The following is a 22,164-nucleotide window of genomic DNA, read 5'->3' on the forward strand; positions in this document are numbered from 1 at the left end:
CCCAACGTGTCCGAACGGCAGATACTCGTCCTTGACCCCACCGGATCCGACCCGGACGCCGAACACCAGGCCCTGCGCGAGCGCGGCTCCGCCACTCTCGTGGACATCCTCGGCGTGCGCGCCTGGTCCGTCTCCGACCCGGCCCTCCTTAAGCAGCTTCTGACCAGCAAGGACGTCTCCAAGGACGGCCGCGCCCACTGGCCGGCCTTCGCCGAGACGGTCCCCACCTGGCCGCTGGCCCTGTGGGTGGCGGTGGAGAACATGTTCACCGCCTACGGCGGCAACCACAGCCGCCTGCGGCGCATGGTCGCCCCCGCCCTCTCGGCCCGCCGTACCGCCGCCCTCCAGGCGGACATCGAGATCCTCGTGAACGGCATCCTCGACGACCTCGACGACCTCCCGGCCGATGAGGTGGCCGACCTGCGCGAGCACCTCGCCTACCCGCTCCCGATCGCCGTCATCGGCAAGCTCATGGGCGTCCCCGCCGGCCGGCGCACCGAGTTCCGCACCGTGGTGGACAACGTATTCGCCACCCACCTCTCCGCCGAGGAACAAGCCGCGAACACCGCCACCCTGTACGGCCTGCTGGACGCCCTGATCGAGATCAAGCGCACCGAGCCCGGCGAGGACATGACCTCGCTGCTGATCGCCGCCCACGACGAGGAGGGCGACGGCTCCGCCCTCAGCGACGCCGAGCTGCGCGACACGCTCCTGCTGATGATCAGCGCCGGGTACGAGACCACCGTCAACGTCATCGACCAGGCCATCACCACCCTGCTCTCCGAGCCAGAGCAGCTGGCGCACGTCCGGGACGGCCGTTGCACCTGGGAGGGCGTAGTCGAGGAGACCCTGCGCCACCAGCCCGCGGTCAAGCACCTTCCCCTGCGCTATGCCCGCACCGACATCGCCCTCCCGGACGGGCAGACGATCAAGACCGGCGAGGCGATCCTCGCCTCCTACGCCGCCGCCAACCGGCACCCCGACTGGCACGAGGACGCCGACCGCTTCGACGCCACCCGCCCCAGCAAGGAACACCTCGCCTTCGGACACGGCGTCCACTTCTGCCTCGGCGCCCCACTCGCCCGCCTCGAAGTCGCCACCGCCCTGCGCCTGCTCTTCGAACGCTTCCCCGACGCCCAACTCGCCATGGACAGGCCCGATCTGAAGAGGCTGCCGAGCCTGATCAGCAACGGACACACCGCCGTCCCCGTGCGCCTGCGACCGACGTCGAGCCGCTGACCGATACCGACGAGGAAGACCACCATGACCGCCCCCGCCCCGACCACACCGCTCACCCCGGCCGAACGGCGCATCGCCCAGCATGTGGTGAACGGCCTGCCAACAGGCCAGATCGCCGACACCGAGACCCTGTCGCACCACACGGTCCGCGCCCACATGGTCTCCCTGCGCAGGAAGCTGCACTGCCCCGAACGCTGCTCCCTCGCCGTCATCACCCATCGTCTGCTCAGCGCAAACGAGGCCACGGCCCCGGCGCCGGACACGCCGGCCCCCGACTTGAACACCGAGCAGACGAACCTGCTGAAGGCCGTCGCCGAGCACACCAAGCCGCTCGACATCGCGCGCGGCGCCAATATGGCGCCGGCGGACCTCCGCGCGGCGCTCGTCCAGCTGCTCGCCGATACAGGGGCACCGGACACCACCCGGCTGGTCGCCTGGGCCCACGGCTGGAACCTGCTGAACGCCCAGCAGACCAGCACGGTGCGGAGCGGAGCGAGCAAGTGACCATGTCACCCGTTCCCACGACCGCCGAGCAGACGACCAACGCACCGACCGCACCCTTGACGCCGACCTTGCAGCGTGTCGCCCAGCACTCCGTGGACGGCCTCACCCCCGCGGCCGGAGTGCCTTCGCCCAAACCGTCGGCACTCCAGCCTCCCGATGCTGAACGGGCGCTTCTTCTTGACCTGGACGGTGTCCTACTGGACACGCGGCCGGTGATGCGCGAGGCGTGGAGGAAGGTCCAGGAAGACCACCACCTCGATATCCCGTTCGCCGCGTACGAAGCCCACCTGGGGCGGGAGTTCAGCGACATCATGGAGCGGCTCGGTGTCGTCGACGCCGACGGCGTCCACCGAACCTACGGAGCCGCCTCGACCGCCGCAGCGCATTTGGCCCAGGAGTTCATCGGGATCACGGACGTCCTGCACGCGTTCGTGGCGGCTGGCTGGCGGCTTGGAGTCGTGACCTCCAAGCACGTCGACCGGGCCGGGCCCCTCCTGGCGCAGCTTGGTTGCCCCTTCGGCACCGTGCGGACACCCACGGGTTCCGGGCGGTCAAAGCCGGCACCGGACCCTCTCCTCCTCGCGTTGGTGGAACTCGGAGTCGATCCTGCATCGGCCGTATACATCGGGGACATGCCGGTGGACCGGGAGGCAGCAACTCGTGCCGGCGTCCCCTACATTCATGCCGCCTGGGGGTACGGCGAGCCCGGCTCTCCTGCTGTAGCGGTCGCCCAGTCCCCAACCGACCTGCTCGCCCTCCTCCACCAGGCCACGGCGTGCACTCCCTTTGTCGAAGGGAGCCTGGTGTGACCACCTCGGCATTCGGAGACTTGGGCCTTGTCCGAGGAGAAGACGGCAACCGGCCCGCCTGGGTCCTCGTCGGCGCCGGCCGCTTCGACCTCGCCAACTCCCCCCGCATCAGAACACGCGACCTGGAGGAGCTACCGCTCAACCAGCAGGACCTCCGCTCGTTGACCGAACACGTCATGGCCGCCCTGCACGAGTACAGCGGCGGCCGAGCCCACACGCCAGGCGGAGCTGACTGGCTCCACGTCCAGCACGTACCGGTCCGCCGACTGGTCACGCAGGTCCTGCGGAAACTGCTGGCACTGAGCCTCTGGGAGCCATTCGTCACCGCACCCGGACCCATCACCCCGGTGCCGTACGAAGGTCTCGTCGGTGTGCGGCCGAGCAGCTCTCAGGAGTACCGCACCTACACGGTCACCTGGTCGGGCATTGCCTATCTGCTCGGCGGCACAGCGGCACACAATCCGCCGCACACTGCTGAGTTGAGCACGCTCTTACCCGCCGACGTGGCTATCACCGAGCCGCCCCCGCTCCCCACGGGCCTGCAACGGGGCGGAGTCGTGGCCCTTTCTTGGTCGTCCCGTCACGCCGAGACCCTGATGCCGGTTCTTCGGGAGTTGGCGCGCAAGGGGCACGACAGCGTGCTCATCGACCTCGCCACTGATCCCGGTCAGCGCTGCTTGGCCGAGGGCAGCGAGAGCGTGCGGGTGTGTCCTGCACCGGTTGGGCTCTTCCGGCGGTCAGGCGAGGCGGACGGACTGCGTCCCGCGGATGACGACCGGACCGTCGAGGTCGGTCCGCACGCGATCCGCCTGTCCCGCCTCGTCCGGTTGTTGTCCACGCTGCTGGCGATGAGCGGCGGCTGCACGCAGCCATCCTGGCCTGCTCTGGTCCAGGCGGAGAACTGGCTGGGCCACGTTCTGAGCGCCGTTCGTCCGCACTCCGTCGTCCTCAGCAACGACACAAGTCCGCTCGGGGCGTTGGCGATTCACCTTGCTGATCGGCACGACTCCAACACGGTGCACGTCCAGCACGGCGCCTGGACGGAAGAGTCCGTCGCGTGGCCCGCCCTCCACAGCCGGGACGTGGTCGTGATGGGCGAGCGCGACCATCCGCTCGCCCTCGCCTGGGCCAAGCACCCGAAGAGTGAGGTGCACGTCCTGGGGCAGCCCCGCTTCGATGCCCTGGCCGCTTTGGGCCGTGGGGCACAGCGCCGGTACCTGGAAAAGCTGTTGTCGGTCGGCACACGGCGTGCCCCGTCAAAGATCGCCCTATGGGCCTGCCAGCCCTTCCGGCCCGAGCATCTCGCCCGCCAGGCCGAACTCCTCCTCGGCGGGCTGCGGTCGGCCGGCCCGGACTGGGGACTGGTCATCGCTCCGCATCCGGCGCAGCGCGACAGCGTGTTCGCCCCGCTTCTTGAGCAGGCGACCGGTCTTCCGGCGGCCGTCGCCGACACTCGGGTTGGAGCACGCGGGTGCCTGGCCGGCGCGGATGTGGTCGCGAGCGCCTACTCGACATGCGGCATCGAAGCCGCGCTGCTGGGCGTGCCCGTCCTTGAACTTGCCGCCCCGGGCGAACGGACCCTCGGCCTGGCCGACCACGGCATCGCGCAACGGTGTGGCTCCGCAAACGAAGTCGGCATCGCCCTCGCGGAGCTGCCCCGCTCTCGCCAGCCGGCCGGAGCCGCCGATTCGGTGTGCCGGTGGCGCGGCGACAGCGCCGCCCAGGTCGCCCGCCTCATCGATCACCGCGCCACGCACCCCGAGCTGCCCTTTGACCCCCTTCACGACGATGCCCGCAGCACGCCGCCCGTGCCTGAGCAGGGCGAAGGAGTCCCAGCCTCATGACCCATCTGACCACCGACAACATCGGCGAGTTGTTCTCCGGAGCCGTCACGCTGACGAAGTCGGGCGATAAGGTCAGCCCGCGCGGCATGCCCACGCGGGAAGTCCGCGACGTCCATTTGCTGCTCACGCAGCCGCGGGCCCGCCTGCTGTACGCGCCGCCGGCCAGGATCCTGAACCCGGCGTTCGCCGTGGCCGAGAGCGTCTGGCACCTGTCCGGCTCGGACGATCCGTGGATCTTCGACTACAACACGCGGCTCCGGCAGTACGCCGATGACGGGGTGCTGCTCGGCGCGTACGGCCCCAGGATGCGGAACTGGGCCGGCAAGGTCGATCAGCTCAGCCGTGTCGTGGAGATCCTCAAGGAGGACCCCGACTCCCGCCGTGCCCTGATCCAGCTCTACGACCCGGTTCAGGACGCCGCCGGGCACAAGGACGTGCCCTGCACCCTCGGCTTCCGCTTCCATCTGCGTGCTGGCCGGCTGCACATGGCAACCATGATGCGGGGCCAGGACGTGTGGATCGGCATGCCGTACGACGTCTTCTTCTACACCGTCCTGCACGAGCTGGTCGCCGGATGGCTCGACGCGGAGCTGGGCGAGTTCCACCTGTACGTGGGGTCGCTGCACATCTACGAGGAGCACCTCGACCAGTCCGAGCAGCTGGCCTCGCTCACGGCGAGCCCCGTCATGCCCGACCTGCGGACACGGTGGAACGGCTTCGCCGGTCTGCTCGATCAGGTCGCGGCCCGGGACGTGACCGGCCACCCCGGCTGGGACACGATGGCCGGGACGCTGCGCAGCTACCGGCTGTGGAAGGACGGACAGCACCAGCAGGCGTGGCGCGTGGCCGACGGCATCGACGGCCCCCTCGGCCAGGCCCTCACCGCCTGGTACGGCGAGCTGAAACGACGCTCCCGCCAGCCCGCGGCTGCGACGACGGCCGGGGCGAGGTGACGGCCGCCGTGAAGCGCACTCCCTCGGTCATCCTCGGCCTGTGCTCCTACACCCACGACTCGTCGGCAGCTCTCCTGGTCGACGGCGAACTCATCGGCTTCGTCGAGGAGGAGCGCCTCTCCGAGCAGAAGCACACCAAGCTCTACCCCGCTCATGCTGCGGACTGGCTGCTCGGCCGGGCCAAGCTCACCTCAGCCGACGTGGACACCGTCGCCTACAACTTCCAGCCCGCCCGCTACCTCGCCGAATCGCCCGCCGCCCTGCGCATGGCGCTCTCCCCGACAACTCGTGACCGGGCGTTCGCCCGAGCGCACGGGTTCGCCAAGGTGGCCGTGCGCACCCAGCGGCGCCTGCGGCTGATCGGCCGGCAGTTCCCCGCCGCCCGTGTCACCCCCGTGCTGCATCACCGCGCCCACCAGCTCACGGCCTTCGCCGCCTCGGGCTGGGACGAAGCCGCCGTGCTCGTGGTCGACAGCCTCGGCGAGCGGCAGACCACCACCATCGCCCGCTGCCACGACACGCTCCGTCCCCGCGCGCAGACCCTGGAGGCGATCAACGACCCAGCCTCCCTGGGGTACGTGTACGGCGCCGTCACCGAGCACCTGGGCTGGCGCCGAGGCGACGAGGAGGGCACCGTGATGGCGCTGGCCGCCCTCGGCGACCCCGCCCGCTTCCGCTCCCTCTTCACCCAGGCCGTCCACACGACCGCAGCCGGCTTCCGCATCAACCCCGCCTACTTCCCCACGCGCACCCTCACGTCGGGATACGAGCGGACGTCCCGCCGCTTCGTCACCGAGACCTGCCCCGAACGGCACCCGGGCGAGCCCCTGGCCGACGTCCACCGGGACCTGGCGGCGGCTCTCCAGGAGCGGACCGAGCAGGTCATGGTGCACCTGGCCCGCCGCGCTCGCGTGCTCACCGGCTCCCGACGCCTGTGCGTGGGAGGCGGTGTCGCCACGAACTGCGTGAGCATCGGCCGGATCATCGAGGCCGGCATCTTCGACGAGGTCTTCGTGCCTCCTGCGCCTGGTGACGCCGGTACCGCGATCGGCGCCGCCCTCGCCGTGCATGTCGGCGGACGCAGCCCGCGACCGGTGGCCGGCGTCGCCCGCACCTGCTACCTCGGCCCGTCCTACGAGGACCAGGCCCTCGACCTCACACCCTGGCCCGGCCTTCACCAGAAGACCCTGGGCGTCGAAACCGCAGAGTTCCTCGCCGACCAGCTGGCCCACGGCACGATCGTCGCCTGTTCCAGGGGGCCGTCGAAGCCGGGCCGCGCGCCCTGGGCAACCGTTCGATCCTCGCCTCCCCGCTGGAGCCCGGCGTCGTCGAGCGGCTGAACGCCACCGTGAAGTTCCGCGAGCCGTTCCGGCCCTTCGCCCCCATGGTCCTGGCCGAGCGCGCCGGCGAGTTCTTCACCCTCGGCCAGCAGGCGCCGTACATGTCCATGGCCTCCGGCGTGACGGACAAAACGCGCGAGCGTGTGCCGGCCATCGTCCACGCCAACGGCACCTCCCGTCTCCAGACCGTCACCAAGGCGCAGAACCCGTTCATGCACGAGGTGCTGACTGCCTTCGCCCGCCGTACCGGCGTGCCCGTACTGATCAACACCTCCCTCAACGTCAAGGGCAAGCCGATCTGCGGGACACCGGAAATGGCCCTCGACTGCCTGGCCGACTCCGGTCTCGACGCCCTGCTGCTCGAAGGGCGGTGGATCACCAAGTGAAGATCGGATACAGCTTCTGGGGCTTTCTCGGCAGCGGCATCACCGACACCCCGGACGGCGGGCGCAGCCATCGTCGCCCCTTCATTGATGCGCTCCTCGACCGCGGGCACGACATCGTGTTCCTGCAAGCCGACCGGGATCGCCTCGAAGCCGGCGACGACCTCGGCAGCAAGTACATCTTCGATGGCGGATTCCCCGACATCGGCGCCCTGTTCCTGGAGTGGCGCTGGGCGATCCCCGGCCGCAACACGACCGCGTGCGGCACGGAGGGCCACACCTGCGACCTTCACCGCCAGGCCCAGCTCATCAACCACTACACCGTGCGGCACCAGACACCCACGGTGATCTGGGACAAGGACCGCACCCTGCGAGCGGAGAGCGTGTGGCGGCGCACGGCACACGCCGTGGTCTGCGAGGCCGCTCTCGCCCCGACCCCGGGAGCACGCTCCCTGCTCTTCCCTGTTGCCGAGGATCTTCTCGATCACTCGGACCCCGCCGCGCTCGCCGCCCGTCCCCGGGATCTCGTGCTCGGCTACGTCGGCAATCAGTACGACCGCGACGAGCCCTTCGACCGCTTCTTCGCGCCGGCCGCCGCCCGCTTCGAGCACGTGGTCGCCGGGAAGTGGACGAAGACCGACCGCTGGCCGCACGTGCACTTCCTTGGGCGCGTCCCGTTCGAAGCCGCGACCGCCGTGTACAGCCGTTCACTGGCCACGGTTCTCATGCTGCCGGAGCGGTACGCCGCCGCCGGACAGATGACGCAGCGCATCTTCGAGGCGGTGCTGGCCGGATGCCTGCCCCTGGCCCCGGCCGACATCCTCTACGTCGAGCGTTTCGTGCCGGCCGAGCTGATCGTGCGCTCTGGTAGCGAGGTGACCGAGCGGCTCTCCCACCTGCGCTCGATCGCAGGCACTCAGCAGCATGCGGACCTGATCACCGCGTGCGTGGACCGTCTGCGCCTGTTCGGCCTGAGCAGACAGGTCGACACCCTGGAGTCCGTCTTGCACCAGCTCGTCCAGCCCGCCGCGACCGAGCGGGGTGCGGCCTGATGCAGACCTCCCGACAGGCCGAGGCGCCTGGATCATCCGAACGTGTTCCGGGGGCACGCCCCCTCGGACACCCGAACCTCTCTACGCTGGAGCACCATGAAGAAGGTCGCCATCGTCGGCTGCGGAGGCAGCGGCAAATCCCACGTGGCCCGCGAACTGGGCAGGATCCTCGACGCCCCGGTGACGCATCTGGACGCCGCGTTCTACGACGACGAGTGGAACCAGCTGCCCATGGACAAGTTCACCGAGTTGCAGCGGGAGCTGGTCTCGCAGCCTCGGTGGGTGATCGACGGCAACTACAACTCGACGCTGCAGGTCCGGTTGGAAGCCTGCGACGCGGTCGTCCTGATGGACGTGTCGACGGTGGCCGCGCTCTACGGGATCTTTTCTCGGCAGATTCGTCATGGGGCCGGGCACAAGGGCAATGGAGTGCACAACCGCATCCACTGGGGTGTGATCAAGTACGTCGCGACGTACCGCCGCAAGATGCGCCCCCGCGTGATGGCCAAGATCGAGGAGTTCGCCGCCGGCCGGGCCGAGGTGGTGCTGCTGGGCAACCGGCGGCAGACGCGCCGCTGGCTGAGGAAGGTCGCGGGCGAGCAGTCCTGAGCGTCCCGCGCTCCCGGAAGCGGAGCGCGGCATGAGCGAGGTCAACCCGTTCCTGGATCCTGCCCGGCAGGAAGAGTTGTACGGCGACGCGACGCGGCTGGCCGGTCGAACCGGCGCCTTGATGCGGGCGAAGACGTCGGGGTGGCCCGTCCCAGAAACGGTCGCCGGTCTGCTGAAGGCTCACCACGAGCGCCCCGACCGGCTGGGCCTCGTGCTCGATATCGGATGTGGTCGCGGCACGAGCACACTGGTGCTCGGAGAATGCCTGAGAGCCCGACGCATCGTCGGACTGGACGCTTCCGCCTCCCTGCTCTCGCAGGCGCGTGCGCGCATCCAGGACCCGTCCGATACCCGAGTTGATTTCGTCGAAGGGGACTTCCACGATCTTCCGCTGGGCGCCGGTGCGTGCGACGCAGCCGTCGCGGCATTCTGCCTGTACCACTCGCTACGCCCGCAGGACGTTGTTGCACAGATCGCTCGGGTCCTGGCACCGAGCGGCGTGGCCGTGCTCGTCACGAAGGGGCTCGGCAGCTACCGCGAGATGGACCAGCTGGTCGCCGAAGCCGGGTTGGACATCCACGCGACTCGGCACGAAAGCCTTTATACCGCCGCCCACAGCGGCAACCTCGCGGACCTGGCCGTCACGTCGCTTGACGTGATCGCCGTCCAGGAGGAGGAGCACACCTTCACCTTCGACGGCCATGATCACGTGGCGCAGTACCTGGCGACCAACCCCAAATACGAGTTCGGGCCCGGCCTGTACGGCAACCCCGAGGCCATCGCCGCCACGCTGCACGAGCTTCTGCCCGACCGCCCGCTCTCCACGCGCTCGCTCATCACTTTCGTCGTTGCGCGGCAAAAGAAGAGGGGGAGCGCGTGAGCGACCAGTTCACGAAGCACTACGCCGAGCCGGAACGCACTGCAGCCGCCGTCCGCCATTACAGGTGGTTAGCCCAGCATGCAGAGCCGCTTAGGCAGCCAGCGCTTAATGTCATCGGCCCTCTGAGCCTGACCTTCGAACACATCGATGGCCGGCCGGTCCGCCCGGACGACCTTCCGCGTGTCGCGGCGATGATGGGGGACGCGCACGGAGCCGCCTGTACGACAGACCTGGCCACCGCGACGCTGAACACCCCGCACAGTTTTCAGGACGGCACCGTCTTCGCCGACTACCTCACCCCCCGGCAGACGGCACTTCAACGCCGTCTAGAGCAGGGCTACTTGCCCAACACAACCGCCCTGCGCGCGATGCTGGATCTCCTGGAGAAAACCGCCTCGGGCCCCTGTGCCTTTTACAAGGACAGCAACCCGCGGAACTTCATCATCACCGCGGCCGGTGACATCTTCACCGTCGACACCGACGACCTCAGTCTCGCGCCCATGGGCTACGACCTCGCGAAGCTGATCGCCACGCTTCTGCTCACCTACGGGCCTCTCACGAGCAACGCGATCGACGCCGGGTGCGACGCCTACAACCAGGCGCTCCGCCAGCGCGACCCACGGCTGGACACCACAGACCGGGAACGCCTCGACGACTTCCTGGCGCTGCACGCCGTCCTCACCGCGCCCTACCTCGGCCGGAACGGCTACAGCTGGCCCTCCCACATCCGTCTCCGCCTTCAAGGAGCATCGTGATCACCACCGAACTCGTCTTCGTGCGGCACGGTGAAGCCCAGTGCAACGTCGACGGCCTCGTCGGAGGCCCTCGTACCTGCACGGGACTGACCAACCTCGGGTACGCCCAGGCCGAACAGGCCGCGCGCCGCCTGGCCACCGAGCATCTGAAGAAGTCCTTCGACATGGTCTACGCCGGCCCGCGTGTTCGCCTCGTCCAGACCGGCGAGATCATCGCCCAGACGCTCCAGATTCCGCTGCACATCGACGACCGACTCGACGGCCCCCTCCACGGTGATGCCGATGGCAAGCCCTGGGACGTGGTGAAGACCACCGCCGATGGCGGCCCGCACGCGCACCCCGACGCTCCCTGGGCCCACGGCTCCGACACCTGGAACGGCTACCTGAAGCGCGCCAGCGAGAACCTGAGCCAGCTCATCGAGGAAAACGAGGGGAAGCGGATCGTGTTCGCCGCCCACGGGGAGACGGTGATCACCGCGCACACTCTGCTGCTCGACATCCCGATCGGCTCGCCGGCGGGATTCACGCACAACCACGCCTCCATCACCCGCTGGCAGCACCACCGCAACCGCCTGGGCCAGATCCGCTGGATGCTCGATCGGCACAACGACACCGAGCACCTCACCCTTCTCACGCCGGAGCCGACCCCGTGATCGCCACGTCACGCGACCCCCGGATCCAACTGGCGTGCCAGGTCCTCGGTGAGGTTCAGTCCGTGCCGGACCCGCAACTTCCGCCGCGCGTCGTGCAAGTGATCGACGCGGACGGACGGCACTACTTCGTCAAGCGACACACCGATCGCGATCGATACGCCCGTGAACTCCACGCCTACCGAACGTGGGGTGAGCATCTGCGGGGACACGCGCCTCACCTGATCGGCCGACAGGACTCGAGCTGCACCATCCTGCTCACCGCGCTCGCAGGCAGGCGGGGGGACAGCACACCACCGGACTCACCAGACGAGGAGTTGGCCCACTACGAGGCCGGCCGCGTCCTCGGGGCGCTCCATCGAGCCACCACGATGCCGAGGGGCGGCGCCGTCGGCGCAAGCCTGGCGCAGAAGCTGCGCGGGTGGACCGAGCTGGCGTTCCAGGCCGGACTGATCACCAGGTCCGAGCACAGCGCGCTCAGCCGGCACGCCGACATCCTGGACGGCAGCCGTATGGACAGTGCGACCTGCCACCTTGACTACCAGCCGCGCAACTGGATGGTCGGCGACGTCTTCGGTGTCTGCGACTTCGAGCACATGCGCCGAGACGCCCGAATCCGTGACTTCGCCCGGCTCGAGTTCCGGCGCTGGCAGGCGGCTCCTCGATTACGGACGGCCTTCTTCGCCGGATACGGGCAGCGCCTCAATGAAACCGAGGAGCGCCTCATGGACTCCTTCGGCGCCATCGAGGCCGCCACGGCCCTGGTCAAGGGCCACAACGAGAACGACCCCACACTCCTTGCGCACGGTCGGGCCGTCCTGGCCCGGCTTGCCTGAGCGCACCCTCTCATTCTCTGGAGAATCACGTGTCCCAGCACACGGCTGAACGCCCCGCCCCTGCACTGCGCAGGGTGGTCGTCACAGGGTCCGCGGGCTTTATCGGATCCCATCTTTCCCACGCGCTCATCCGGAGCGGTGCCAAGGTCGTCGGTGTCGACCGGCGAGACCCCGGCACTGACGCCACGGCCGGCGCCAACCTCGCTCGACTGCGTGACCGGCCCGAATACGTGCACATCACCGCCGACCTGCGTGACTGCTCGATCGAGCCCATGTTGATCGACGCAGACGTGATCTTCCATCTCGCCGGAATCCCGGGGGTGCGGCCTTCCTGGGGGCCCCGATTCGGGGACTACCTCTCCTCCAACGTCCTTGCTACGCACCGGGTCCTGGAAGCCTGCTCTCGCATCGGCGTCCCGCGAGTGGTCGTGGCCTCGTCCTCCAGTGTGTACGGGCCCACCGATGGAGGTGCCAGCGCCGAGACCGACCGACCGGCGCCGGCGTCGCCCTACGCGGTCACCAAACTGGCCGAGGAACAGTTGTGCCTCGCACATTCCGGGAAGCTCGGAGGGCCCAGCGTCGTTGCGCTGAGGTACTTCACCGTCTACGGTCCGCGGCAGCGATCCGACATGTTTATCCACCGCGCCATTCAGGCCGCGCTGACCGGGCAGCCACTGCGACTGTACGGAGACGGTCACCAACGCCGGGACTTCACCTACATCGACGACGCGGTCACCGCCACGATCGCCGCCGGGGTCATACCCACCGCTCACGGCCCGATCAACGTGGGCGGCGGCGCAACCGCCTCACTGCTGGAGATCATCAACATCGCCAACGGCCTGGTCGGCCGCGAAATCCAACTCGAACACGACCACGCTCGCAGCGGAGACGTCATCACCACCCGAGCCGATCTCGGCCGAGCCCACGAGGTCCTCGGGTGGCAGCCTCGCGTCGACCTCCACAGCGGAATGCGCGCCCACCTGGATGACCTGGCCTCTCAGCACCCGCCACTCAGCCGGGCCGCATAGCCGCCTGCCCGAATTCCGACAGGAGTAGACGATGGAGAGCCCCGAACGAGCACGCCTGGACGCGTTCTTCCGAAGCATCGTCCAGCAGTTCCCCGCTGGCGGCATGGCCACCACTCTGGTCATCACACACCTGCTCTCCGAGCGGCCGGCATTTCTTCACGCCATGGCCAAGGTGTCCACCGTCGGTGCCGTGCTGCCGAAGCCGCGGTCCATCCACCAGCCCACCCTCGACGAGGTCCGGGGCACGTTCACGGTTCACGACCTGACCCGGGAGCTGTTCGCCGACACCAGTAGCGCGCTGGACTACTTGGAGGACGCCGCCGGCGGAAAGGACGTCGTCCTGCTCGATATCGGCGGCTACTTCGCGCCGAGCCTCGACACGCTCGTAGGAAAGTTCTCCGGCAGGATCCTCGGTGTCGTCGAGGACACCGAGAACGGCCACCAGCGGTACGCAGCGCTCGAAGACCCGCCGTGCCCGGTCGTTTCCGTGGCGCGTTCCCCGCTCAAGGACTGCGAGGACCACCTCGTAGGTCGCTCGATCGTCTTCTCCACCGAGGCTCTTGTGCGCGGGCGCGGAGATATTCTGACCGGCCGCAACGCCTGCGTCATCGGCTTCGGGAAGGTCGGGCGCGCTATCGCGCAGACGCTGCGCGCGCTCGACCTGCGCGTCACGGTGTACGACAAGGACCCGGTCAGGCAGGTGCAGGCGCACTCGCTGGGCTTCCGTACCTGCGCGTCCGCCGCGGACGCGGTCCGCGAGGCGGAACTCGTCCTGTGCGCGACCGGCAACCTCGCCCTGCAACAGAGCGACTTCGCTGCCCTACGCAACGGCGCGTATCTCGGATCGGTCACCTCCTCGGAGGACGAACTCGAGCTTGGAAGCCTCCACAGCCTCTACCAACGCACGTCTATCAGCCCGCAGTTGACTCGGTACGAAATCACCGGCCACTACTTCTTCGTGCTCGCCGACGGCGGCGCGGTCAACTTCGTGCACGGCGCCGCCGTCGGCTCGTACATCCATCTCGTCCAGGCCGAAATACTCGCCGCCACAGCAGCTCTTAGCCACGACCAGTTCGAGCCCGGCATGCACGAGATGGCGGCATCCGACCGTCACGCCATCGCCAAGACCTGGCTCGACCACTTCGAAAGGTAATTCCGTGCCCCCTTCCGCACAGCACATCCGGGCCGTCACCGAAATGTACCTCTCCCGCTACCCGCACGAACGCGACGGGCTGGCTCCACTCTTCACCGCACTCGCCGGCGACGACGACCCCACGAGCCGCACGACGTTCCCGGCCCATGTGACATGCAGCGCCATCCTCCTCGACCGCGACAAGAGGATCCTTCATATCCACCACAAGGTTTCCGGGAAGGTTCTCGCTCCCGGGGGCCACAACGAGGCAGACGACCCCGACCTCCCCAGTGCGGCATTGCGCGAACTCCACGAGGAAGCCGGCATCCCGCCGAGCGCCGTTGTCGCCCTTCCTGAATTCGCAGACATCCCTTTCGACATCGACGTGCACTCGATCGATGCAAACCCGTCCAAGGGCGAGCCGGATCACCAGCACATCGATTTCCGCTGGATCTTCCGCCTCCGTTCGGAGCACGAAGTGACATTGCAGGCCGCGGAAGTGGGCGGCTACGAATGGCGTCCCTTCACCGAGGCCGCCGCGCCCACGGTCCGCGCCAAACTCGCCCTTCTCTCCTGACCTCCGACACCCAGCCGACCGCTAGGAGACTCTCGTGGCCGCCACCACAGCCTCACCACCGAAAGCACCGAGGCGCCGGCACATAGCCGTCATCCCCTGCCGGTGGGGGGCTTCACGATTCCCCGGCAAACCCCTGGCCCGTCTGGGCGACAAACCGCTGCTCTGGCACGTTCACCAGCGCTGCCTGGAAGCCACATGCCTGGACAGTGCCGTAGTGGCGACGGACGACGAGCGCATCGAGGCAGCGTGCCACGAGCTGGGCATCGGCTGCGTACGGACCGGCGAGCACGCCACCGGCACCGACCGCGTCGCAGAGTGCGCCGAGCGTCTCCGCGCGGACGCGTATATCAACGTCCAGGGCGACGAACCCTTCATCGAGCCGTCAGCCATCGACGCCTTATCCAAGGCGCTCGCCAACCTGGACAGCAAGGCCCTGGCCGTCAACGCGTACGCCGAGCTGCGCGACACCGCCGCCGTCCTCGACCACAACGTCGTCAAGGTTGTCGTCGGAACCGACAGCCAGGCGCTGATGTTCTCGCGGCAGCCCATCCCCTACCCACGCAGCAGCCGGCCTTCCTTTCTGCGACAGCTCGGCCTTTACGGCTTCACACGCGAGGCTCTCGAACGCTTCCGGCAGCTCCCGCAGGGCCCTCTCGAACAGGCCGAGGGCGTCGAGATGCTGCGGTTCATCGAGCACGGCCACCGAGTCCAGATGCTGCCCGTGTCCGACAGCGGCATCGCAGTCGACACCCCAGAGGATCTCGCCCGCGCCGCCGCGATGCTCTCCCGCCGCACCGCATCACACCTACGGCTTCGGTCACCTACGCCTCCTCGGCTCGCCACGGCCGCAGCGCCCTCGCGACCCACCTGACGGCCCATCACCACTCACGGCCGCAACCTCCGACACGGCGACGAAGCCGCGTCGCCCCCCACACGCGTGACGAACTTGCGGCCCGCCTCCCGGAGGACACGGGAGCACCTGGCCAAACCCCCAGAACAGCACATGCGTTCCAAGAAATACCCCTTATGTGCCCCGAACGACTGGCCCAACGGGCCGTTATTCCGAGCACCTGTCCGAGAGCACGCACACCGAGGAGGCCGTATGCCCCGCCAGATGATCGCCATTGGCGCGCACACCACGCTCGAATTCCCCGTGCCCGTGCGCCTCGGATCTCCGCCTGGAGCCTGTCCCCCTCATCCCTGCGCTCCCGCCGGCGCTACGGAGCGCCTCGGCGTGGCAACCGGGGAGGCGTCCGCGTGAGGGACCGCTACACCAGCATCGTCGATGTGCTCATGCTCCCGTACCGCCAGGACGGACGGATGCCGCTACTGCGACGTGCGCAAGACCAGTACGCGCCGGGCCAACTCACAGTGGTGGGAGGCCACTTGGGGGAGGGCGAATCCCCTCTGGAAGGGGCGATCCGGGAGGCCGAGGAGGAGCTGGGGATCCGGATCGACCCTGCTGACGCCGAGTTCTGCGGGCTCTTCCAGTTCGTCGCCGCAGGCGGGGCCCGGCGACTTGGTGCCGCCTGGGTAACCCGCTCCTGGGAAGGGACCCCGACCAACAAAGAGCCCGACAAGCACTCGGAGTTGCTGTGGGCCGAGCCAGGCGACCCACCCCAGGACTGCCACCCCTACACCCAGGGCGTGCTTCGCCACTTCGTCGAAGGGACCATGTACGCCGTCATCCAGGTCACTCCCTCTGCAGCGGGTGATGCTGCATGAGGGTTCTGCGCCGTCCGCAGGTGGAGGACCCCAAGGTCTCCACCTCTGAGCAGGAGCTGTTCGGAGGGCCGCTGCGCTACGACATGGGGTGGACTGAACACGAACATGCTCGACTGGAATTGACGCTGTGGACCGCCCTTCGCTCCACGCCTCATCAGGTATGGGGCACCCTGCGACGAGCCTGGCGGGCCGACCGGGGCGCCCTGCTGAGCGTCGGTGCCTGCGAGATCGGACAGGGGATCGTCACCGCGGTGAACCTGCTCGTCCTCAATGCCGTCATGCATGCGCTGCTGGGCACTGGAACTCCGGCGGACCGCGTCAGCACGGCTCTGCCGGCGCTACTCGTCGGCGCGGGCGCTGCCGTGGTCAACTCGGGTCTGGCCAGCTGGTCGACATCGCGCGCAGGCCGTCTGGAGCCGCTTGTCGAGCGAATCGCCACCACGGAGTACCTGGACGCGGCGCAGGCGGTCGAACTGGAGGCGATCGAGGACCCGGCCTTTCGGCGGCTGCTTGACGTGGCCTACTACGGCCCCACCTACGCACGTCGCATGATCTCCACTTGCGTCGCCGGCCTGAACAGCACGATCGGGCTCGTCTCCACCGCTGGCATCCTGTTGGTGCTCCACTGGGCCCTCATCCCGATGCTGCTGCTGATCGTGGCCCCTCGGGGCTGGGGTGCGATGCGGGTCGCGCAGCGGCGCTACGTGTCGGTACTGAACTGGGTCGAGCACCTGCGGGCCAGTCGTCTCATCGGCAACCTCCTGACCGAGCGGAGCGCGGCCCAGGAGGTGCGGCTGCATGGAGTGGGGCCGTATCTCCTTGCCCGCTACCGGGACATGGCCGAGAACGCGGAGGAGGAGCAGCAGCGGCTGGCCAACGGGAAAGCGGCGACCGAGCTGCTGGCGACCGCGATGTCCGGCCTCGCCACGGCGGCGACCTACACGGTGATGTTCTGGTTGATCACGGGTGGGCGGATGAGCCTGGCCGTCGCCGGCACCGCAGTGTTCGCCATTCGCTCCGGCTCGGCCAGCCTCGGCTCTCTGGTGATGAACGTCAACGACCTGCATGAAGAGTCGTTGTACGTCCAGGACCACGAGCGCTTTCTGGTCGAGGCGGCTCGGCGCGCCATCCCCAGGGGCGGCGCGGAGCTGCCAGCGCGCATCGACGCGATCGTTCTGGACCAGGTCGGTTACCAATATCCCGACCGGGACGAACCGGCCTTGGACGAGGTGTCGTTGTCCCTGCCCATGGGCAGCGTGACCGCTGTGGTCGGTGACAACGGCGCGGGCAAGTCCACTCTTGTGAAGATCATCAGCGGCCTCCTCGTCCCCACCACCGGCTCGGTCTCCTGGGGCGGTTCCCCGGTTGCCAGGCTGGACCGCTTCCAGCTCTTCGAGCGGGTGGGACAGCTGACCCAGGATTTTCAACGATGGCCAATGACCGCCGCAATGAACATCCGGATCGGCCGCCCCAACCGCCCCGCCACCGAAGCCGAATTGGACCAGTCCGTGCAGTTCGCGGGGGCCGCACCGGTGCTCGACAAACTGCCGGACGGGCTCAACACCCTGCTAGCACGCATGTTCCGAGGCGCGACCGAGTTGTCAGGCGGCGAGTGGCAGAAGGTGGGCCTGGCGCGGTCGCACTGGCGCACCGAAACTTCCATCGCGGACAGTGTCCTGATCGTCGATGAGCCGACCTCTGCGCTGGACCCCGAAGCCGAAATCCGCGCCTTCGACCGCATCCGCGAACTGGCTGCGCCCCATCGCGCCGTGGTGCTGGTCACGCACCGCATGTCCGGCGTGCGGTGGGCGGACCAGATCTACGTCCTGAACAAGGGCCGCGTCGTCGAGCACGGCACCCACGACGAACTCATCGCGGCCAACAACCAGTACGCGTCCATGTTCCGCGTCCAGGCCGCTCAGTACGCCACCACCCTTCCCCGCCCCGCCCGGCCCACGGCCGCCGAATCCGCCTGACCAGCCTCCTGAAGGAGCACTGTGTCCCTTCCCCCTACCGACACCGCGACCGCTCCCTTTCACGCGAACGTACGCCCTAGGAACGGTACCGCCGCACTGCTCGTCAACGACGCCGGTGAGTACCTGCTGCACCTGCGCGTGGCCAACAAACCGATCTGGCGGGCCGGCCACTGGTGCCTGCTCGGCGGCAGGCTCGAAAGCGGAGAAGGCAGCGACGACTGCATCAGGCGCGAACTACAGGAGGAGATCGGCCTTGTCGTAGAGGACCTCCTCCCGTTCCGGACCCGGGACACCCTCGATACGAACGGTGTGCTGATCAACCGTGTCCATGTCTACCTCGGCACGCTCAACCGGGCTGTCCACGAGATCGAACTCTGCGAAGGCATCCAGCTGCGCTGGACGCACATCGAGGAGACCGCTGAGATGACGATGGACCCCAGCACCATGTCGATCCTCGACGAGCACCAACGTCATCCACAGCCCCTATTCGACGACGCTGGTCTGCCCGCCGTCGTACAGGTGACAGAGCCGGCCGAGCACCGGGATAGCAGCATCGTCGGCGCGCACCTCGTCCTCGTACGCGACGCTGCGGTGCTGCTCGGACAACGCCACCCCAACAGCGCGTTCGCGCCCGGCGCCTGGCACCTGCCGGCCGGGCACCGCGAGCCCGGCGAATCGGCCCTCTCCTGCATGGTCCGCGAGTCCGCCGAGGAGGCCGGGCTCACCATCGCCGCCACCGACCTCCAGCTGGCCCACACCCTGGACCTCCTCGACCCAGACAGCCCCATCCCGCGCGTCCAGATGTTCTTCACCGCCTCCCGGTGGAGCGGGGAACCACGCGTGCTCGAGCCCGAGCGGTGCACGCAATGGCGATGGTGGCCGCTGGACGCCCTGCCCGAGCGACTCGTCGAGTACACGCGCGTCGCGCTCCGCGCCATCGCCGACAACGAGCCCTACTCGGCGATGGGCTGGAACTGATCCACCGGCCCCCGGCCGCCTGACGCGCACCGCCGTGGTAGTTCCGGCTCACCCGGCCCGCCGTCCCGATCGCCTCGACCGGGCCAACCTCAGACCGCCCACTCGACCAAGGAAGTGCCACTCGTTGTTCACCTCGCAAGATGACTGGAACAGCGGCTACGCCCAGGGGCGCGGCTACCGGCCGCTCGACGCCGGCGAGCGCGAGCTGCTCGCCCAGCACGCGCCCGCTCCCGAGAGCGGACGCGCCCTCGACGTGGGATGCGGCACCGGCGAACTCGCCCTGCATCTGGCGTCCATGGGCTACACCGTCGACGCCCTCGACTGGGCCGATTCCGCCCTCGCCGCCGCCGAGACACCCCCTGAAGCCTCCGTCCGCTGGCTGCACCTGAACATCGAGCGTGACAACCTCAAACCGCTGGAGCCTGGCGGCTACGACCTGATCACGCTGCGGATGGTGTACGTGTTCATGCGCGACCGCACCCGGCTGGCCCGCACGCTGGGCCGACGGCTACGCAAGAACGGCGCCCTCGTCGTCATCACTCCACTCGCCGCGACCACCCCCGCCGAGCGACGGGGCATCGCCCTCGACGAGGACGAGATCGCCCACCTGATGAGCATGTGGGACCAGGCACAGCGCTTCGCCGCGAACGGCATGGCCGTACTGGTACTGCGCGGCCTCAAGAAGGCCGCCGTACAGATCACGCACACGCCGTGCCCAGAGCCGAGTTCGGTGACCGGCGTACACGCCGTTGTCACGGACGCCGATGGCCGGGTACTGCTGAGCCGGTCGGCACAACAGGTGTGGGACTTGCCCGGCGAGCCGACCGCGCCCGGAGAAGGGTTCGAGCAGACGGCGGTGCGGGCCCTCGCCGAGCAAACCGGTGTGGCGGCCGATCCCGTCGACGCACACGTCCTCGGACTGCTCCTCGATGCACCGGACAGCCTCCCCCGGACGAGCGTGGTGGTCCGCATCACTGCTCATGCTGGGCAGGGCCAGCCGCTAAAACCGGACGAGTTCGGGCACGTGGACTGGCATCCGCTGCACGCCCTGCGCCGTCTGGACCGGCTGTCCTCCACCTCTGCGCAGGCCCTGGACATGGTCTGGCCCGGCGTCCTGCCGTACGTACCGTCCGCACACGCGTATCCGGTCGACAACGCCTACCCGCCGGTGCCCGGCGAATCGCCAGAGGCGGTCGAGCGGCGCGAGAGGATGGCTGACCGGGTCATTGCTGACGGCTGGGCCTCCTCGCTCCCGGTCCAGCAGGCGCTGCGTGCGGTGCCGCGGCACCGCTACACCCCCGAGAGCCCTCTGCTGACCGCATACCACAGCAACCTGGCCGTGGTCACCGAGCACAACGACCTTGCCCAGGCGACCAGTTCAGTGTCCGCGGCCTGGCTCCAGGCCGACATGGCCGAGCACCTGCGTCTGGCTGAGGGGATGACGGTTTTCGAGGGCGGCTCGGGGGGCTACAACGCCGAACTGATCGCCTACATCGTCGGCCCGACCGGCCGCGTGATCACCGTCGACCTCGCCCCGTACGTCGTGCGCCGCACACAGCGGCTGACCGCCGAGGCCGGTAGCGGTCGCGTCACAGCGGTGCTCGGCTCTGCCAGCGATGGCGCCCCCGAGCACATGCCCCGCGGCGGCTTCGACGCCTCGGTGATCACTTACAACTGCTGGGACATCGCCCCCGCTTGGCGCGACCAGCTCGCCGACGGCCGCTATCTCGTGCTCCCACTGGAAGTCCATGACTACACCCGCGCCATCGCCTTCCAGAAGCACGACCAGGTGCTGCGTGCTACGGACTTCACGTTCTGCGGGTTTATCCGTGACCGCGGGCCCGCGGCCCGCGCCGTCCCCGCCTTCGACCTCGCCGACGGCGAACTGCAACTCCGTTTCCCCGACTGCGTACCCGCCGACACCACCGGTCTGAACGATGCCCTCGCGGGCCCGCGCCACGAAGTGGCCACCGGCGTGACCGTGGCCGGCAACGAGTCGTTCGAGACCCTGCAGCTCTTCCTCGCCACCACGCTGCCCGGCTTCTGCCGCCTCGCCCGCAACCATGGCCAGGACAGTGGCCTCACTGCGCTGCCCAAGCGCTCGGACGCCGCCGCGATCACAGCGGACGGCTCCCTCGCCTACCTGACCCACGTCCTGGTCCAGGACGGCTCCACGGCCGAACAGCGCCGCTCGGAGTTTCTGGCTCACGGGTTCGGGCCATCCGGGCCCGCTCTTGCCGAACAGCTCGCCTTCGCCGTGCGCCGCTGGGACGTCCACGAACGAGCGCACAGATACCCCGAGTTGGAGGTTCATCCCGCCGGAACCCCTGACGCCGAGCTGCCCGCAGGCCACGTGCTGGACAAGACCCACAGTCGGCTCGTGTGGACGTGGCGCTCCGACGTCGCCGACGCCCCGGCCGTGCAGCCCAAGAAGGTGAGCGCCCATGACTGATCCGGTACCCGACCGGGTCGAGCCGCAGCACCGGCTGGGCCTGTACGAGCGTTACTACGCCCAGGTGGAATCCGGCCGCAAGACCATCGAAGTCCGGGTGCGCACGCCCCGGATGACGGACGTCGCGGTCGGCGACGTGCTCGTGTTCTACGGCGAGGACTCTGGACGCGAACTCGACGTAAGGGTCGCGCGGATCACGCCGTACGCCTCGTTCGCCGAGCTGCTCGCCGCGGAGGACACCTCCCGCATCGACCCTGCCGCCACATGCGCCGAGCAGCTCGCCAACCTGCGCCGCATCTACCCGCCGGAGAAGGAGGTTCTGGGACCGCTCGCGATCGAGTTCGACCACCGGTCGGCACTCGCCCACGCCGTGTCAGTCCATCGCTCCGGCCTCACACCCACTGGGCTCCCAGCGGCACATCAGCGCGAGGAATCTCAAAGC

19 protein-coding genes and 2 pseudogenes are annotated in these 22,164 nt (G+C 68.8%); all 21 read left to right on the forward strand.

The genetic code is table 11. From position 1 onward, the window contains the following. Positions 1-6: 6 nt before the first annotated feature. Complete coding sequence (locus tag NLX86_RS28160; RefSeq protein ID WP_254374614.1) at positions 7-1,239, forward strand: cytochrome P450; 1,233 nt, start codon at positions 7-9, stop codon at positions 1,237-1,239. Positions 1,240-1,263: 24 nt separating this feature from the next. Further along, entirely contained in the window at positions 1,264-1,743 is a 480-nt protein-coding gene (locus tag NLX86_RS28165) for a LuxR C-terminal-related transcriptional regulator (RefSeq protein WP_254374615.1), read from the forward strand. Between the two features lie 92 nt (positions 1,744-1,835). Next, positions 1,836-2,552 (forward strand): HAD-IA family hydrolase, encoded by a 717-nt coding sequence (locus NLX86_RS28170; RefSeq protein WP_254374616.1) that lies wholly within the window; start codon positions 1,836-1,838, stop codon positions 2,550-2,552. Beyond that, entirely contained in the window at positions 2,549-4,396 is a 1,848-nt protein-coding gene (locus NLX86_RS28175) for a hypothetical protein (RefSeq protein WP_254374617.1), read from the forward strand. The genes NLX86_RS28170 and NLX86_RS28175 overlap by 4 nt, the downstream gene beginning before the upstream one ends. Continuing rightward, positions 4,393-5,349, forward strand: coding sequence for a thymidylate synthase (locus NLX86_RS28180; protein WP_254374618.1), 957 nt, complete (start codon positions 4,393-4,395; stop codon positions 5,347-5,349). The genes NLX86_RS28175 and NLX86_RS28180 overlap by 4 nt, the downstream gene beginning before the upstream one ends. Further along, positions 5,346-7,075, forward strand: a pseudogene (locus NLX86_RS28185) (carbamoyltransferase). The gene NLX86_RS28180 and the pseudogene NLX86_RS28185 overlap by 4 nt, the downstream one beginning before the upstream one ends. Then, positions 7,072-8,124, forward strand: coding sequence for a hypothetical protein (locus NLX86_RS28195; protein ID WP_254374620.1), 1,053 nt, complete (start codon positions 7,072-7,074; stop codon positions 8,122-8,124). Before NLX86_RS28185 ends, NLX86_RS28195 begins: the two are co-directional and overlap by 4 nt. A gap of 96 nt (positions 8,125-8,220) precedes the next feature. Next, positions 8,221-8,733, forward strand: coding sequence for a topology modulation protein (locus NLX86_RS28200; RefSeq protein ID WP_254374621.1), 513 nt, complete (start codon positions 8,221-8,223; stop codon positions 8,731-8,733). Positions 8,734-8,764: 31 nt separating this feature from the next. Further along, a complete protein-coding gene (locus NLX86_RS28205) occupies positions 8,765-9,613 on the forward strand; it encodes a class I SAM-dependent methyltransferase (protein ID WP_254374622.1) in 849 nt (282 codons plus the stop codon). After that, a complete protein-coding gene (locus NLX86_RS28210; RefSeq protein ID WP_254374623.1) occupies positions 9,610-10,368 on the forward strand; it encodes a phosphotransferase in 759 nt (252 codons plus the stop codon). The genes NLX86_RS28205 and NLX86_RS28210 overlap by 4 nt, the downstream gene beginning before the upstream one ends. Further along, positions 10,365-11,021 carry a histidine phosphatase family protein gene (locus tag NLX86_RS28215; RefSeq protein ID WP_254374624.1) on the forward strand — a complete coding sequence of 219 codons (657 nt, stop codon included), beginning with the start codon at positions 10,365-10,367 and terminating at the stop codon, positions 11,019-11,021. The genes NLX86_RS28210 and NLX86_RS28215 overlap by 4 nt, the downstream gene beginning before the upstream one ends. After that, positions 11,018-11,854: an aminoglycoside phosphotransferase family protein gene (locus tag NLX86_RS28220; protein WP_254374625.1), complete on the forward strand. Its 837-nt coding sequence runs from the start codon at positions 11,018-11,020 to the stop codon at positions 11,852-11,854. Before NLX86_RS28215 ends, NLX86_RS28220 begins: the two co-directional genes overlap by 4 nt. A 29-nt stretch (positions 11,855-11,883) precedes the next feature. Continuing rightward, positions 11,884-12,882, forward strand: coding sequence for an NAD-dependent epimerase/dehydratase family protein (locus NLX86_RS28225; RefSeq protein WP_254374626.1), 999 nt, complete (start codon positions 11,884-11,886; stop codon positions 12,880-12,882). Positions 12,883-12,913: 31 nt separating this feature from the next. Then, on the forward strand, positions 12,914-14,035 hold the full coding sequence (locus tag NLX86_RS28230; protein WP_254374627.1) for an adenosylhomocysteinase: 1,122 nt from the start codon (positions 12,914-12,916) through the stop codon (positions 14,033-14,035). Positions 14,036-14,039: 4 nt separating this feature from the next. Next, on the forward strand, positions 14,040-14,591 hold the full coding sequence (locus NLX86_RS28235; RefSeq protein WP_254374628.1) for an NUDIX hydrolase: 552 nt from the start codon (positions 14,040-14,042) through the stop codon (positions 14,589-14,591). A 34-nt stretch (positions 14,592-14,625) separates the two neighbouring features. After that, complete coding sequence (locus tag NLX86_RS28240) at positions 14,626-15,462, forward strand: 3-deoxy-manno-octulosonate cytidylyltransferase (protein WP_308409654.1); 837 nt, start codon at positions 14,626-14,628, stop codon at positions 15,460-15,462. A gap of 386 nt (positions 15,463-15,848) precedes the next feature. Further along, a complete protein-coding gene (locus tag NLX86_RS28245) occupies positions 15,849-16,316 on the forward strand; it encodes an NUDIX domain-containing protein (RefSeq protein WP_254374629.1) in 468 nt (155 codons plus the stop codon). Beyond that, the gene (locus NLX86_RS28250; RefSeq protein ID WP_254374630.1) at positions 16,313-18,292 is read left to right on the forward strand and encodes an ABC transporter ATP-binding protein; all 1,980 of its coding nucleotides are present in this window, start codon (positions 16,313-16,315) and stop codon (positions 18,290-18,292) included. The genes NLX86_RS28245 and NLX86_RS28250 overlap by 4 nt, the downstream gene beginning before the upstream one ends. Before the next feature lie 21 nt (positions 18,293-18,313). Next, entirely contained in the window at positions 18,314-19,270 is a 957-nt protein-coding gene (locus tag NLX86_RS34885) for an NUDIX domain-containing protein (protein ID WP_254374631.1), read from the forward strand. 124 nt (positions 19,271-19,394) lie between these two features. After that, positions 19,395-21,722 (forward strand): methyltransferase, FxLD system, encoded by a 2,328-nt coding sequence (fxlM, locus tag NLX86_RS28260; protein ID WP_254374632.1) that lies wholly within the window; start codon positions 19,395-19,397, stop codon positions 21,720-21,722. Continuing rightward, positions 21,715-22,035 (forward strand): annotated as a pseudogene (locus NLX86_RS35185) (ASCH domain-containing protein); the annotation flags it as partial. The gene fxlM and the pseudogene NLX86_RS35185, both read left to right, overlap by 8 nt. Positions 22,036-22,164: the final 129 nt, after the last annotated feature.

Origin of the sequence: Streptomyces sp. A3M-1-3 (assembly GCF_024213665.1) — a bacterium.
Classification (GTDB): domain Bacteria; phylum Actinomycetota; class Actinomycetes; order Streptomycetales; family Streptomycetaceae; genus Streptomyces.